This is a genomic window from Streptomyces sp. Q6, assembly GCF_036967205.1.
In the GTDB taxonomy this organism is placed as follows: domain Bacteria; phylum Actinomycetota; class Actinomycetes; order Streptomycetales; family Streptomycetaceae; genus Streptomyces; species Streptomyces citrinus.
On the sequence record NZ_CP146022.1, the window covers coordinates 1,364,106 to 1,377,837 of the forward strand.

General features: G+C 73.1%; 14 protein-coding genes. 7 read left to right on the forward strand and 7 right to left on the reverse strand.

Annotated elements, in window-relative coordinates:
• Positions 1–221 precede the first annotated feature (221 nt).
• From V2W30_RS06460 to V2W30_RS06475, 4 genes are read left to right on the forward strand one after another with little or no spacing between them, the layout of a single operon-like run.
• On the forward strand, positions 222–743 hold the full coding sequence (locus V2W30_RS06460) for a SpoIIE family protein phosphatase (RefSeq protein ID WP_338694368.1): 522 nt from the start codon (positions 222–224) through the stop codon (positions 741–743).
• Complete coding sequence (locus tag V2W30_RS06465; RefSeq protein WP_338694369.1) at positions 740–2,005, forward strand: PP2C family protein-serine/threonine phosphatase; 1,266 nt, start codon at positions 740–742, stop codon at positions 2,003–2,005. Before V2W30_RS06460 ends, V2W30_RS06465 begins: the two co-directional genes overlap by 4 nt.
• Positions 2,002–2,406, forward strand: coding sequence for an STAS domain-containing protein (locus tag V2W30_RS06470; protein ID WP_338694370.1), 405 nt, complete (start codon positions 2,002–2,004; stop codon positions 2,404–2,406). The genes V2W30_RS06465 and V2W30_RS06470 overlap by 4 nt, the downstream gene beginning before the upstream one ends.
• Before the next feature lie 9 nt (positions 2,407–2,415).
• The gene (locus V2W30_RS06475; protein ID WP_338694371.1) at positions 2,416–2,781 is read left to right on the forward strand and encodes an ATP-binding protein; all 366 of its coding nucleotides are present in this window, start codon (positions 2,416–2,418) and stop codon (positions 2,779–2,781) included.
• Positions 2,782–3,099: 318 nt separating this feature from the next.
• On the opposite strand, the gene V2W30_RS06480 is transcribed toward V2W30_RS06475, so the two are convergent.
• On the reverse strand, positions 3,100–4,542 hold the full coding sequence (locus V2W30_RS06480; RefSeq protein ID WP_338694373.1) for a GuaB1 family IMP dehydrogenase-related protein: 1,443 nt from the start codon (positions 4,540–4,542) through the stop codon (positions 3,100–3,102).
• 217 nt (positions 4,543–4,759) lie between these two features.
• Here V2W30_RS06480 and V2W30_RS06485 point away from each other — a divergent pair, with 217 nt between their 5' ends.
• The gene (locus V2W30_RS06485) at positions 4,760–5,497 is read left to right on the forward strand and encodes a hypothetical protein (RefSeq protein ID WP_338694375.1); all 738 of its coding nucleotides are present in this window, start codon (positions 4,760–4,762) and stop codon (positions 5,495–5,497) included.
• Here V2W30_RS06485 and V2W30_RS06490 read toward each other — a convergent pair.
• From V2W30_RS06490 to rpe, 4 genes are all read right to left on the reverse strand, one after another.
• On the reverse strand, positions 5,490–5,834 hold the full coding sequence (locus V2W30_RS06490) for a barstar family protein (protein WP_338694377.1): 345 nt from the start codon (positions 5,832–5,834) through the stop codon (positions 5,490–5,492). The genes V2W30_RS06485 and V2W30_RS06490 overlap by 8 nt on opposite strands.
• Positions 5,831–6,184, reverse strand: coding sequence for a ribonuclease domain-containing protein (locus V2W30_RS06495; protein WP_338694379.1), 354 nt, complete (start codon positions 6,182–6,184; stop codon positions 5,831–5,833). Before V2W30_RS06495 ends, V2W30_RS06490 begins: the two co-directional genes overlap by 4 nt.
• A gap of 71 nt (positions 6,185–6,255) precedes the next feature.
• Complete coding sequence (locus V2W30_RS06500) at positions 6,256–7,236, reverse strand: sugar-binding domain-containing protein (protein WP_338703508.1); 981 nt, start codon at positions 7,234–7,236, stop codon at positions 6,256–6,258.
• A gap of 157 nt (positions 7,237–7,393) precedes the next feature.
• The gene (gene rpe / locus V2W30_RS06505; RefSeq protein ID WP_338694380.1) at positions 7,394–8,080 is read right to left on the reverse strand and encodes a ribulose-phosphate 3-epimerase; all 687 of its coding nucleotides are present in this window, start codon (positions 8,078–8,080) and stop codon (positions 7,394–7,396) included.
• 149 nt (positions 8,081–8,229) lie between these two features.
• Between rpe and V2W30_RS06510 the strand changes: the two genes are divergently transcribed.
• Positions 8,230–10,434 carry an MMPL family transporter gene (locus V2W30_RS06510; RefSeq protein WP_338694381.1) on the forward strand — a complete coding sequence of 735 codons (2,205 nt, stop codon included), beginning with the start codon at positions 8,230–8,232 and terminating at the stop codon, positions 10,432–10,434.
• Here V2W30_RS06510 and V2W30_RS06515 read toward each other — a convergent pair.
• The gene (locus V2W30_RS06515) at positions 10,408–11,856 is read right to left on the reverse strand and encodes an RsmB/NOP family class I SAM-dependent RNA methyltransferase (RefSeq protein WP_338694383.1); all 1,449 of its coding nucleotides are present in this window, start codon (positions 11,854–11,856) and stop codon (positions 10,408–10,410) included. The two genes, V2W30_RS06510 and V2W30_RS06515, sit on opposite strands and share 27 nt — an antisense overlap.
• Positions 11,857–11,961: 105 nt before the next feature.
• Positions 11,962–12,891 (reverse strand): methionyl-tRNA formyltransferase, encoded by a 930-nt coding sequence (gene fmt, locus V2W30_RS06520; protein ID WP_338694384.1) that lies wholly within the window; start codon positions 12,889–12,891, stop codon positions 11,962–11,964.
• Positions 12,892–13,159: 268 nt separating this feature from the next.
• On the opposite strand from fmt, the gene V2W30_RS06525 reads away from it, so the two are divergent.
• On the forward strand, positions 13,160–13,726 hold the full coding sequence (locus tag V2W30_RS06525; RefSeq protein WP_338694386.1) for a hypothetical protein: 567 nt from the start codon (positions 13,160–13,162) through the stop codon (positions 13,724–13,726).
• Positions 13,727–13,732 lie beyond the last annotated feature (6 nt).

Genomic DNA, 13,732 nt, shown 5'->3' on the forward strand with positions numbered 1-13,732 from the left:
GACCGGGCGATGGTCGACGGATTCAGCACGGCGGGGTCCCTCGGCTCCGGCATGGGCGCGGTCCGGCGCCTCGCGGACGAGCTGGCGCTGCGCACGCTGCCCGGCGTGGGCACGCTGATCTGCGCCCGGTTCCTTGCGCCCGGCAGCACTCCCCGCGCGCCGACATCGGGCTGCTGTGCCTGCCGGTACGTGGCGAGGAGCAGTGCGGGGACAGCGCGGCGGTGGTGGACGCCCCGGGCGGCCGCACCGCCGTCGTCGTGGACGGCCTCGGGCACGGCCCGGAGGCCGCCGAGGCGAGCGCCGCCGCCGTGGCCGCCTTCCACGCCGCGCCCGACCGGCCGTTGCCCGAGCTCCTCGCGGCGATGGACCGGGCGCTGCGCGCGGGGCGCGGCGCCGCCGTCGGCCTGCTGCGGCTGCGGCCGGGCACCGCGGAGCACTGCGGTGTCGGCAACGTACGACTGCTGCTCGTCGCGCACGACGGCGTACGCGCGCGGGCCGTGGGCCAGCCGGGCGTGGTCGGCTGGAACATGCCCCGGCCGCTGCCCCGCACCCTGGCCATGCCCGACGAGTGCGCGGCCGTCCTGCACAGCGACGGCATCGCGACACGCTGGCCGGACACCGCCACACCCTTCCTGCTGGGGCTGCCGCCCCGGCTGCTCGCCGCGGCCCTCGGGCACGGCCACCGCTCGGCACGCGACGACGCGACAGCCCTGGTCACCGGGGCCGCCAGGAGGAGCACATGACGGACCAGGCCGCGGCGGCGCGGCACCCCGGGCCCGAGCGCCCGCACCGCACCACCCACCGCTCGCTGCCCGAACTGCGTTCGGCCGTAAGGTCGTTGGCGGCTTCGCTGCGCCTTCCGGCCGAGCTGCGCACACGGCTGACCCTGTCGGTGACCCGGGTCGCCGAGCCCGAACTGCGGGCGGGGCGGATCGTCACGCTGGAGTCCGACCCCGAACAGGGCGCGCGCGAGCGGACGATGACCCTGCGGCTGCGGACGCCGTACGCCCCGTGGCCCGCTCCTTCCCAGGGGCTGCCGCTCCCGGCGCAGCGCGAGGAGGACACCCTGGTGTGGCAGCTGCCGCTGCCCGCGCAGCGGGAGGGCGCGGCGCCCCGGCGCGAGCCCGACCCCCACGACAGCGTGGAACTCCTGGAGGAGGAGCTGCGGGTGGCCGTCGCCCGCGCCGAGGCGCTGGAGACCGACCGGCGCCGCCTCACCCATGAGCTGGACGAGACCAACAGCGGAGTGCTCGCGCTGTACGTGCAGTTGGAGGAGCGCGACGAGCAACTGCGCCGCGCGCACGGGCAGATGCTGCGCGAGCTGGAGGACGCGCTGCGTCCCGGTCCGATGAAGGTGGACGGCCTCGAACTGGCCATCCACTACGCGCCCGCCGGCACGGACGCCCCGACCGGCGGAGACCTCTACGACTGGTTCCAACTGCCGGACGGCACCGTGCACATCACGGTCGTCGACGCCCTCGGCCACGGCCTGACCTCCACCCGCAGCGCCCTCAACGTGACGCACGCCGTGCGCACGCTCGCCCTGGAGGGGCATCCGCTGGAGACGGTGGTCGCGCGCACCGACGAGATCCTGATGCCGTACGACCGTGAGCTGATGGCGACCGTGCTGCTCGCCCGGATCGACCCGGTCTCCGGGCACCTCACGCTCGCCAACGGCAGTCATCCGCCACCCCTGCTGGTCTCCGAGGACGGCTCCGCCCGCTTCCTCGAAGTGCGCGGCAGGGGCATCGGCTACCCGATGGCGGGCAGTGAACGACTGTGGCACGAGAAACTCGCGCCCGGTGATCTGCTCGTCCTGTACACGGACGGCCTCACCGAGAGCCGTCGCGACCCCTATGAGGGCGAGCGCCGGCTCACGTCGGCGACCGTCCGTCACCGGCACCGCCCGACCGAAGAGATCCCCGGCGCCCTCGCGGAGGAGATGCACACCGTGATCCTGCATCCGGACGACACCCTGGCCCTGACCGTACGGAGAACCCGATGAGCCCCGCCACGGCCGGGTTCATACCCGACGACGCCTCGAACCCCGCCCACGGCACCCTGGACATCGCCACGGCGGCGGGCCCCACCGGGCCCGTCGTCTCGCTCACCGGCGACCTCGACTACGAGAGCGCGCCGGAGCTGCTCGCGGCGGTGGACGCCCTTGCCGCCACGGGCGGTACCACCGTGACCCTCGACCTCTGGGGCGTACGGTTCTTCGACTCGGGCGGCATCAACGCGCTGCTGCGGTCCCGCACGACGCTGCACGAACGAGGCGCCGAGCTGGTGGTCCGCCGGCTGTCGCCGGTCGTGGAGCGCATCTTCCGGATCACCGGCCTGGACACGGTGTTCGTCCCGGGCGCTCCGCACCCGACCGGAGGCGATGAAGATCCGACGGCGGGGTAACCGGTCACCATGGACATCGTGGTGGATGGTCCCGTCACCGGGACACAGGCCCGACGCACCGCCGCTCGGTTCCTCGCCGAGCACTGCCCCTGGGCCGATGCGGACGCGGTCCTGCTGGTCGTGACCGAGCTGGTCACGAACGCGGCCCGGCACACCGGCGCGCTCGCGCGACTACGGCTGCGGGTGGACGCCGGTGGCCTCTGCGTGTCGGTGGAGGACGGCGACCCGCGCGCTCCCGTGCCCCGCGCCCCGGACTTCGGCGGCGGCGGAGGCTTCGGCTGGCCCATGGTGGAGCGTCTCTCGGAGCGGGTCGCGGTGCGCCCGGCTCCCGGCGGCAAGTGCATCGAGGCGGCCTGGGCGGCCCCGGTCGGCTGAGCCGGCCCGCGCGGACCTGACGGTCGACCGCCGCCCGTACGCGGCCTTCCGGGCCACGGCCCCCATGAGCGCGAGCAGTTCGAGCAACGCGGCCCGGTCCAGGGCCTCCTGACCACTTCCGGCCCCGGCGAGCGAGTCCCGGGTGCGCAGCCCGTCGCGGCGGGCGACGGCGGTCCGCAGCGCGTGACCCGCTTCGATTCCCTGAGGTGTCGTCCTACGCGGAACGTCGTGTCGGATCCCCTGGACACCAAGGGAATCCGACACGACGTCGGCTATCGGCTGTCGGCTGTCGGCGCACGTGTCCCGCGCGGCCGGAGATCAGCTCCAGCTGGCGTGCAGCGGCTTGCCCTCCGCGTAACCGGCGGCGGACTGGATGCCGACGACGGCCTTCTCCTCGAACTCGGCGAGCGAGCTGGCACCGGCGTAGGTGCAGGAGGAGCGGACGCCCGCGATGATCGAGTCGATCAGGTCCTCGACGCCCGGACGCTGCGGGTCGAGGAACATCCGCGAGGTGGAGATGCCCTCCTCGAAGAGCGCCTTGCGGGCGCGGTCGTACGCGGACTCGTCGGAGGTCCGGTTCTTCACGGCGCGGGCGGACGCCATGCCGAAGGACTCCTTGTACGCGCGGCCCTGAGCGTCGTGCTGGAGGTCGCCCGGCGACTCGTAGGTGCCCGCGAACCAGGACCCGATCATCACGTTGGACGCACCGGCGGCGAGCGCCATGGCGACGTCGCGCGGGTGCCGGACGCCACCGTCGGCCCACACGTGCTTGCCGTACTTCTTGGCTTCGGCGGCGCACTCCAGGACGGCGGAGAACTGCGGCCGGCCGACGCCGGTCATCATGCGGGTGGTGCACATGGCGCCGGGTCCGACACCGACCTTGATGATGTCCGCGCCGGCCTCGATGAGGTCCTTGACGCCGTCGGCGGCGACGATGTTGCCCGCCACGATCGGCACCTGCGGGTCGAGCGCGCGCACGGTCTTGATCGCGCTGATCATCGACTCCTGGTGGCCGTGGGCCGTGTCGATGACGAGCGTGTCGGCGCCCGCGTCGAGCAGCTGCTTGGCCTTGCCGGCCACGTCGCCATTGATACCGACGGCGGCGGCGATGCGCAGCCTGCCCTCGGCGTCGGTGGCCGGGGTGTAGAGCGTGGCGCGCAGGGCGCCGGTCCGCGTGAGGATGCCCGCGAGCTTGCCGTCCTGGTCGACGGCCGGGGCGTAGCGGCGGTTGGCGCCGTCCAGCTTGTTGAAGGCGTCGCGCGGGTCGATGTCCGCGTCGAGCAGCAGCAGGTCCTTGGACATGACCTCGGACAGCTGCGTGAAGCGGTCGACGCCGGTCAGGTCCTGGTCGGTGACGACACCGACCGGGCGCCGCTCGTCGTCGACGACCACGCCGGCGTTGTGCGCGCGCTTGTTGAGCAGGGCCAGGGCGTCGGCGACCGTCTGCGTCGGGGCCAGGACGATCGGGGTGTCGAGCACCAGGTGGCGCGTCTTGACCCAGGAGATGACCTCGGTGACGACCTCGATCGGAATGTCCTGCGGGATCACGACGAGCCCGCCGCGACGGGCGACCGTCTCGGCCATCCGGCGCCCGGCGATCGCGGTCATGTTGGCGACGACCAGCGGAATGGTGGTCCCCGTACCGTCCGGCGCGGCGAGGTCCACGGCCTGGCGGGAGCCGACGGCGCTCCGGCTCGGCACCATGAAGACGTCGTCGTACGTCAGGTCGTACGCGGGCTTGATGTCATTGAGGAAACGCACGTGCGGACATCCCAGTCGGTAGAAGGGGGCCCCGGAAGAGTGCCGCCGGAGCACAAAGCACGTACTTCATTTTCCCATGCGGCCGACGACTCCGTCTCCGGGCCGAACGTCCCAAGGTCGCCGTGCCCTCCTTGGACGATCACCCAATCACGTCTTGCCGGATCCCGCGCGGGCGCCTAGCTTCCCCGCCACCGATACGCACGGACGGGGGTCCGACATGTCCGACGACGCACAGACCACCGCACAACAGCGACTGACCGAGTGCGAGCACCGCCTGACGGAGTTGCGCGCGGAGACCGAGGCACTCCTCAAGGAGCTGGGGGAGCTCCAGCACAGCGGCGACACGGCACCGGCGCAGGCCGGGCAGCAAGCGTCGAAGCAGGCTCAGGAACAGACACAGAAGCAGGCGACGGCCGCACCCCGCGCCACCGGCCAGGCGATCATCGCGGGCGCGTCCAACAGCGCCACGTCACCGACCCAGCTGTACGCGACCCAGACCAACTCGGCGGCCCTGTACCTGGTCGGCGACGTGCGCGGCCTGACCTCCGTGGGGCAGCAGAACGACGGCGTGCTCGGGTACAGCGGAGCCCAGTCCGGCGTCCTCGGCATGTCCAACAGCGGCACCGGCGTCCGGGCGGTAAGCCAGTCGGGGACGGCCTTCTCGGCGAGCAGCACGGGCAACACCGGCGCGGTCGTCTCCGGCAACGGCGCCGGTCTCGTCGCCGACAACAACGGCCAGTACGGCGGCTTCGGCGTGATCGCCCTCGGCCAGGTCAAGGGGACCGGGCTCTACGCCTCCGGGGAGCGGGCCGCGATACGGCTCGGCCAGTCCCCGTACGCAGGAGCGCCCACCACGGGCTCCCACGATGTGGGGGAACTCGTCCTGGATTCCAACGCCAACCTCTACCTGTGCCGCAAGGCCGGGACCCCGGGCAGCTGGGCCAGGCTCAACTGAGGCCGAGCAGCACGGTCAGGGCGGTGTCGCTCGCGCGGCGCCGCTCGACGGCCTCCTCGAACACCTCACGGGCGGTCTCCCACTCCACGGGGCACCGCCCGCCGAACTCCGACCAGCCGGTCACGACGACCACGAGCCCGGCCGTCGCGGCCCGCGGCCACACACCGGGGTCGCTCAGCACATCGGCCAGCGCGTCCCAGTTCCGCCCGAACCAGCCGGGCAGGTCGAGGGCGGCGGCGCAACGGTCCATGAGGGCGGCCTTGTCCGCGGCCCCCGCGAGGTCGACGACCCGCACCGCCCATCCGGCCTCGGCGACGGCTTCGTGCAGCCCGCTCATCTCAGCACCGCCCTGAACGACTCGTAGTGGTCATCGGTGTAGTACGTCTCCCCCTCGCGGCCGGTGACGAGGCGCCGCGCCCCGCGGCCGCGCTCCCCCGGCGTGGGCACGGTGTACTCGCGGTAGTAGCCGCGCGCCTGCTTCGGCAGCTCCCCCTCGAAGTTCCCGAAGACGCTCCCGTCCTTCTCGTACGGGAACGGCCCACCGGCGTCGATGAGCTCCAGCGTGCGGCGCGCCTCGACGGGCAGCTGCGCCACCCGCACGGTGGCCGTGCCGTCGTCCCCGCCGCCGCACCCGGTGATCAGCACACCGAGGACGAGCAGCACCGCAGCGAACAGCCGCAACCTCATTCGAGCCCTTCCGGCGAGGGAGGAGCGGGGGTCCGGGGCGGAAGCCCCGGGACATCAGCCGCGGCCGACGGTCAGTCGTCGGGGTCGGCCCGCTGCAGAGCAGGCCGAGGTGCGGCCCCCGCGGTCAGCAGAAAATCAGCCGCGGCCGTGTCGGTGACCAGGCTGGTCACGAGCCCGGACCGCAGGACCGCGTCGATGGCGGCAGCCTTGCGCTGCCCGCCCGCGATGGCCACGACCTCAGGTATCCGCCGGAGGCGGTCCGCCTCGACGGTGATGCACCGCTCCCCCAGGTCACGCCCGACCCGACGCCCCTGCGCGTCGAACAGGTGCGCGGACATCTCGGCGGCGACGCCGAGCGAGGCGTAGTGCGCCCGCTCCTCGTCGCTCAGCATGTCGTGCACGGTCGAGATCCCCGGCTCCCACGAGCCGATCGACACACACGCGACGGTGACCTTGTCGAAGTACTCGAAGGCGCGGGCGATGCCGGTCTGGTTGCGCAGCGCCGCGGCCGTCGCCTCGTCCGGCAGCAGCATCGGCGCGTAGATGGGGTGCGCGTCGCCACCGGAGACCTGGGCGGCCCGCCGCACGGCCTCCACGGAGCCGCGCTCCGCGGTCCCCGCGTCGTACACGCCGGTCAGCTGCACGACGGTGCACGGCGGCAGCCGGTCGAGGGCCGCGGCCATGTGGATGGTGGAACGGCCCCACGCGAGGCCGAGCACATCGCCCTCGGTGACGAGCTCGCCGAGCAGGTCGGCCGCCACCTCGCCGAGGTTCTCAGGGTCGGGCGACTCCTCGGCCTCGGCCGGAGACTCGACGACGACCGCGTGCCGCAGGCCGTAGCGGGCGCGCAGCGCGTCGGAGCGCTCGGCGTCCAGCTCGGCCGGGACCCGGATCTCGATACGTACGAGATCTCGCTCGAGGGCGGTTTCCAGGACCCGGGCCACCTTGAAGCGGCTCACGCCGAACTCCTCGGCGATCTGGATCTTGGACTTGCCCTCGAGGTAGAAGCGACGGGCCATGGCCGCCGCCTGCACCAGCTCCGCGGGTCCCATCCGCAGGGCTGCCCGTCCCGCCGATGATGCGGACACGGCGATCTCCTCACTTCTCTTCTGCACGACTCACTGCGTTCACAACCTGGATACGCCGTTCATCCTTGCAGATCCGGCGGGCTTGATCAGCCCTGATGGACGGCGTTCACATATCCGTGGCTCAGTGGTCGCACGCCCAGGAGGCGCCGGACGTGGCCTGCGCCGCCTGGGTGCGCAATGCACGTACCGCCTCGGCCGGGTCCTTCGCCCCGTATACCGCCGAACCGGCGACGAAGACGTCGGCCCCGGCCTCAGCGCACCGCTCGATCGTCGAGGCGGAGACGCCGCCGTCGACCTGCAACCAGAGTTCCAGACCGTGCTTCGAGATCAGGTCCCGCGTCCGGCGGATCTTCGGCAGCATGATGTCGAGGAACGCCTGCCCGCCGAAGCCCGGCTCGACCGTCATGATCAGCAGCATGTCGAGCTCGGGGAGCAGATCCTCGTACGGCTCGATGGGCGTGGCCGGCTTGAGGGCCATGGAGGCGCGGGCGCCCTTGGCGCGGATCTCGCGGGCGAGCCGGACCGGGGCGGCGGCCGCCTCCGCGTGGAAGGTGACGGAACCGGCACCCGCTTCGACGTACTGGGGAGCCCACCGATCGGGGTCCTCGATCATCAGATGGCAGTCCAGCGGGGTGTCCGTCGCGCGCGCCAGCGACTCTACGACCGGGACCCCCAGGGTGAGGTTCGGGACGAAGTGGTTGTCCATGACGTCGACATGGAGCCAGTCGGCGCCTTCGACGGCCTGTGCCTCGGCGGCAAGGCGGGCGAAGTCCGCGGAGAGGATGCTGGGGTTGATCTGAACGGCCATGCCCCAAGCCTGCCATGCCCACGGCCCGTTGCCCGCCCCGGTCCTGACCGGTGCCCGATACCGATGCCGAGCCGTGCCCTCCCGTGCCATTGTGGGCGGCCCACGACAGGCCGACAGGATCGACCGCAAAGGACGCAGCGGGGGGCGCCATGGCGGACGTACGGAGCGAGGACGACGTACGGGGCACAGCACCGGTACCGGGACGGCGGCACGGGGTCGCGTGGCTGGTGTGCGGGCGGCGCAGCAAGTGGCTGGTGCTGCTGCTGTGGCTGGTGATCATCGTGGGGACGGCGCCGCTGGCCCAGAAGCTGACGGACGCGCAGGACAACGACGCGCAGTCCTGGCTGCCGGGATCCGCCGAGTCGACCCAGGTCCTCGACCTCTCCAAGGACTTCAGGCCCGAGACCCTCCCGGCCGTGGTGGTCTACGCGCGCGACGGCGGCCTCACCGTCGCCGACCGCGCCCGGATCGCCCAGGACGTACGCCAGATCAAGGCGCTCAGCGACCACGGGCTGCGCGGCGACGAGGCCCGCGGCCCGGTCTTCGACAAGAAGGTGCGCGCGTCGGCGGCGCAGATCTACGTGCCGGTGACGATGGACGAGAAGGGCTGGGAGCGGATCGCACCCGCCGTCGACTCCATCCGGGACCGTACGGGCGAATCGACGGGCGGGCTGGCCATCCACATCACGGGTCCCGGCGGCACCTCGGCGGACTTCTCCGAGGCGTTCGAGGGGATCGACTCGACGCTGCTGCTGTCCGCGCTCGGCATCGTGATCGTGATCCTGCTGTTCACGTACCGCAGTCCCACGCTGCTGCTCGTACCGGTGCTGAGCGTGGTGGCGGCGCTGTTCACCGCGCAGGCGCTGATCTACCTCCTCGCCCAGCACGCGGGCCTGACCGTCAACGGGCAGAGCGCGGGCATCCTGACGGTGCTCGTGTTCGGCGCGGGGACGGACTACGCGCTGCTCCTGGTCGCCCGCTACCGGGAGGAGCTGCGCCGGCACGACGACCGGCACGAGGCGATGGCGCTGGCCCTGCACCGGGCGGGCCCCGCCGTCGTCGCGTCCGGCGCGACGGTCGTGCTGAGCATGCTGGTGCTGCTCACGGCCGACATGAACTCGACGCGCGGCCTCGGCCCGGTCGCGGCGATCGGCGTCGCGGTCGCCCTGCTCGCGATGCTCACGCTGTTCCCGGCCCTGCTGGTGATCTTCGGGCGGTGGATGTTCTGGCCGGTGATCCCGCACGTGGGCAGCCCGGAGCCGACCGAGCGCGGGGTGTGGGCGCGCACCGGCCGCAGGATCGCGCACCGCCCGCGCCTGGTGTGGGCGGTCACCGCGGTGGCCCTCGCCGTGTGCTCGCTCGGCCTGATCCAGCTGAAGGCCGCGGGCATCAGCAACGCCGACTCGTTCACGGACAAGCCGGACTCGATCGTCGGGCAGGAGGTCTCGGCGAAGTACTTCCCCGCGGGCACCGGCGACCCGCTCGTCATCGTGGCGAACAGCGAGCGGCGCGGCGCGGTGACCCGCGCCGTCGCCCGGACGGACGGCGTGGTGGCGCGGAGCATCGGCGTCCCCCCGAACACCGCGCCCGAGCACGCGGGCCGGGTCCTGTTCGAGGCGACGACGTCGGACCCGTCCGACAGTCGGGCGGCGCGGGACACCGTGGAGCGGGTGCGCGACGCCGTGCGCGAGGTCGACGGCGCGGACGCCAAGGTGGGCGGCGGCCCCGCGGCGCTGCTCGACATGGACCGCGCGACGGCCCATGACAACAAACTGGTGATCCCGCTGGTCCTGGTGGTCGTGCTGCTGATCCTCGGGGTGCTGCTCCGGGCCCTGGTCGCGCCGCTGCTGCTGATCGGGACGGTCGTCCTGTCCTTCGCCGCGGCCCTCGGCGTGAGCGCGCTCGCCTTCCGCCATCTCTTCGACTACGCGGGCGAGTCCACGGACTTCCCGCTGTTCGTCTTCGTGTTCCTGGTCGCGCTCGGCATCGACTACAACATCTTCCTCACGACCCGCATCCGTGAGGAGGCGATCCGCCAGGGCACCCGGCCGGGCGTCGTGACGGGCCTGGCCGCGACCGGCGCGGTGATCACGTCGGCCGGCCTGGTGCTGGCGGGCACGTTCGCGGCCCTGGGCACGCTGCCGATGGTGGCGTTCGCGGAGATCGGCTTCGCGGTCGCGCTCGGCGTGCTCCTGGACACGTTCGTGGTCCGCTCGGTCCTGGTGACGGCGCTCTTCCTGGACGTGGGGCCACGGGTGTGGTGGCCCCACGCGCTCGCGAAGGCGTCGGACGGCGCGGCGATCGGCCCGGCGTCCCCTACCGGTACGTCAGGCGGTGCGCCGGATCAGCGCTAGGTACATCGCGTCCGTGCCGTGCAGATGGGGCCACAGCTGGACGTCGGGCCCGTCACCGAGCGCGGGCACGCCCTCCAACAGGGGCCGCGCGTCGATGAGTTCGGCCCCGTCGAAGGACTTCATGACGTCGTCGACGACGGCCCGTGTCTCCGCCATGTGCGGCGAACAGGTCGCGTAGCCCACGACTCCGCCGACGCGTACGGATTCAAGTGCCGTGCGCAGCAGGGAGCGTTGCAGCGGGCCGAACCCGTCCAGGTCCTCGGGCCTGCGCCGCCAGCGTGCCTCGGGCCGACGCCGCAGGGCGCCAAGTCCCGTACAGGGCACGTCCATCAGGATGCGGTCGAACGTCCCGGGGGCCCACGGCGGGCGCGTGCCGTCGGCCGCGATCACCTGGTAGGGGCCCGGGTTCCCGCGCAGCGCCTTCGCGACGAGCCCGGCGCGGTGCGGCTGCTTCTCGGAGGCGAGCAGCGTCGCCCCGCGCTGCGAGGCGAGGCCCGCGAGCATCGCGGCCTTGCCGCCGGGGCCCGCGCACCCGTCGAGCCACTTCTCGTCACGGCCCTCGACCGGAGCGTTCGCCAACGCGATCGCGACCAGCTGACTTCCCTCGTCCTGCACTCCGGCACGCCCGGTCCGCACGATGTCGAACGCGCCCGGCTCGCCACCTTCCGCGAGCCGCACGGCGTACGGGGACCAGCGGCCCGGAAGCCCAGATTCCTCGCCGACCTCTTGCAGCACGGCCTCGGCCGTGGTCCGTCCGGGGCGCGCGACAAGGGTGACCTCGGGCCGCTCGTTGTCGGCCTCCAGCAGGTCCTCGATCCCGGCACGGCCGCCGCCCAGCGAGTCCCAGAGCGCGGAGACAACCCATCGCGGATGCGAATGCACGACGGCGAGATGGTCCTCGGGATCCTCGTCGTACGGCGGCGCGACCTTCTCCAGCCACGCGTCGAGGTCGTGCTGCGAGACCTTCCGCAGCACGGCGTTGACGAACTTGGCGCGCCCGTCGCCGAGCACGACCCGTGCCAGCTCGACGGACGCGGACACGGCCGCGTGCGTGGGGATCCGCGTCCCGAGCAGCTGGTGCACGCCGAGGTTCAGCACGTCCAGGACCGGCGGATCGACCTCCCGCAGCGGCCGGTCGATGCAGGCCGCGACGATCGCGTCGTACGTGCCCTGCCGGCGCAGCGTCCCGTACACGAGCTCCGTCGCGAGGGCCGCGTCCCGGCCGTCGAACTTGTCGGGCCCCTCCTTCTCGCGCGCCTTGCGCAGCAGCGGCGGCAGCACGAGGTTCGCGTACGCGTCCCGCTCGTCGACCGCCCGCAGCGCCTGGAAGGCGAGGATGCGGACGGGGTCCTTCTTCGGACGCCGGTGGGGCTTGCCCGGCTTGCGGGGGCCGCGGTTCGACGAGGTCGGCTGGTCGCTCAAAGGTGCTCCGCTGGTGGGATCGTACGGGCGCTACGCACAGGTCGTACGCCGGGATGAACCCTCCCAGGGTACGTCCCGCGACGGCCCGGGGGCCGGGCGGGCCCGTCAGCCCAGGCGCTCCCCCGCGCCGATCCGCACGCCGCGCGCCCAGTCCGCCGCCGCCATCGGCTTCTTGCCCTGGGCCTGCACCCACAGCAGCTCCACGGCGTGCGAGCCGGTGCCGACGTACAGGTTCTTCTTGCCGACGCTCAGCTCACCGGGGGCCAGGTCCGTGCGGTCCGGCGCGAGCACGGCCGTGCGCACCTTGAGCCGCTCGCCGCGGAACTCGGTCCAGGCGCCGGGCGCGGGCGTGCAGCCGCGCACGACACGGTCGACGCGCAGCGCGGGCGCGTTCCAGTCGATCCGGGCGTCCTCGACCGTGATCTTCGGGGCGAGGGAGACGCCGTCGGCGGGCTGCGGCACCGCCTGGAGCGAGCCGTCCGCGATGCCGTCCATCGTCGCCACGAGCAGCCCGGCGCCCGCGAACGCGAGCCGGGTCAGCAGGTCGCCGCTGGTGTCGGTGGGCCGGACCGCCTCGGTCACCGTGCCGTAGACGGGACCCGAGTCGAGCCCCTCCTCGATGAGGAAGGTCGACGCCCCGGTGATCTCGTCCCCCGCCATGACCGAGTGCTGGACGGGGGCGGCCCCGCGCCAGGCGGGAAGCAGCGAAAAGTGCAGGTTGACCCAGCCGCGGGCCGGCACGTCGAGCGCGGTCTTCGGGAGCAGCGCCCCGTAGGCGACGACCGGGCAGCAGTCCGGGCCGATCTCGCGCAGCCGGGCGAGGAACTCCTCGTCGCGCGGCTTGGCGGGCTTGAGCACCTCGATGCCGGCCTCCTCGGCCCGCTCCGCGACCGGGCTCGCGACGAGGCGGCGGCCGCGCCCCGCGGGGGCGTCGGGCCGGGTGACGACCGCGACGACCTCGTGCTTGTCGGAGGCGATCAGGGCGTCCAGGGCGGGAACGGCGACCTCGGGGGTGCCTGCGAAGACGAGCTTCATCGGTGGCTTACGGCCTCTCGGGGCAGGGTCACGGGCAGCGCACCAGTCTATGGGTGCGCCGTCCCCGCCACACATGGGGCGCACGCCACGACGTGCGCCCCTCGCATATGCGGATACGCCCTCGCAGCGTGACCCCTCACGCCATGGCGCGTTGGTCAAGAAAGAGTTGACCACCCCATGGGCCGCGACCGCGCCATCGTCACCTGAGAACGTCGGTCGACGCGGGCGCGACCCCATCCGTTACATCGCCGGTTCGAGAGGCTTGTTCATGGCCGACCACGCAACCCACGACGCCCAGGCACGGGCCAGTCTGCACCTGCTGGTGCGGGACATCGAGCGGGTCCGGCGGCAGGTGGACGCGCTGCGCACCCTCACCGCGCAGCTCGGCAACGTCTACCGCCCGCGCCGCTCCGGCCCCTCCGCGGGCTTCGTCGTCTACGGAAGGGCCCCCGCCCCGACCGTCCGTCTCGCCCAGGAGCTGCGGGACAGCGTCGAGACACTGGTGACCGCCGCCGTGGACTTCGACCGTTCGCTGGGTTTCTCGTGGGACGCGGTGGGCTCCGCGCTCGGAGTCACCAAGCAGGCGGTGCACCGCAGGTACGGGGCCCGCAGGGCCGTCACCCAGGCGGCCGCCGACGCCGAGCGCGGTGCGGAGACGCCCGCGTCCCCCACCACCGTGACCTCCACGGCGCCGCGTCCCGCCCTGCCGATGGGCGCGGGTCCGCTCCCGGCGGTGCCCGCCGCCCGCTCCATGCCGACCCAGCCGACCGCGGGCAGTCCGGGCCTGCGCGACGAGGCCCGGCCGGGCGTCTTCCCCGGCCCGCGCAACGGCTGAGCGGGC

Bases quoted from the DNA above. Each gene is read 5' to 3' on its own strand.
- V2W30_RS06475 (WP_338694371.1), top strand. From the start codon at position 2,416: ATGGACATCGTGGTGGATGGTCCCGTCACCGGGACACAGGCCCGACGC.
- V2W30_RS06470 (WP_338694370.1), top strand. From the start codon at position 2,002: ATGAGCCCCGCCACGGCCGGGTTCATACCCGACGACGCCTCGAACCCC.
- V2W30_RS06485 (WP_338694375.1), top strand. From the start codon at position 4,760: ATGTCCGACGACGCACAGACCACCGCACAACAGCGACTGACCGAGTGC.
- V2W30_RS06495 (WP_338694379.1), bottom strand. From the start codon at position 6,184: ATGAGGTTGCGGCTGTTCGCTGCGGTGCTGCTCGTCCTCGGTGTGCTG.
- V2W30_RS06500 (WP_338703508.1), bottom strand. From the start codon at position 7,236: ATGGGACCCGCGGAGCTGGTGCAGGCGGCGGCCATGGCCCGTCGCTTC.
- V2W30_RS06465 (WP_338694369.1), top strand. From the start codon at position 740: ATGACGGACCAGGCCGCGGCGGCGCGGCACCCCGGGCCCGAGCGCCCG.
- V2W30_RS06490 (WP_338694377.1), bottom strand. From the start codon at position 5,834: ATGAGCGGGCTGCACGAAGCCGTCGCCGAGGCCGGATGGGCGGTGCGG.
- V2W30_RS06525 (WP_338694386.1), top strand. From the start codon at position 13,160: ATGGCCGACCACGCAACCCACGACGCCCAGGCACGGGCCAGTCTGCAC.
- fmt (WP_338694384.1), bottom strand. From the start codon at position 12,891: ATGAAGCTCGTCTTCGCAGGCACCCCCGAGGTCGCCGTTCCCGCCCTG.
- V2W30_RS06510 (WP_338694381.1), top strand. From the start codon at position 8,230: ATGGCGGACGTACGGAGCGAGGACGACGTACGGGGCACAGCACCGGTA.
- rpe (WP_338694380.1), bottom strand. From the start codon at position 8,080: ATGGCCGTTCAGATCAACCCCAGCATCCTCTCCGCGGACTTCGCCCGC.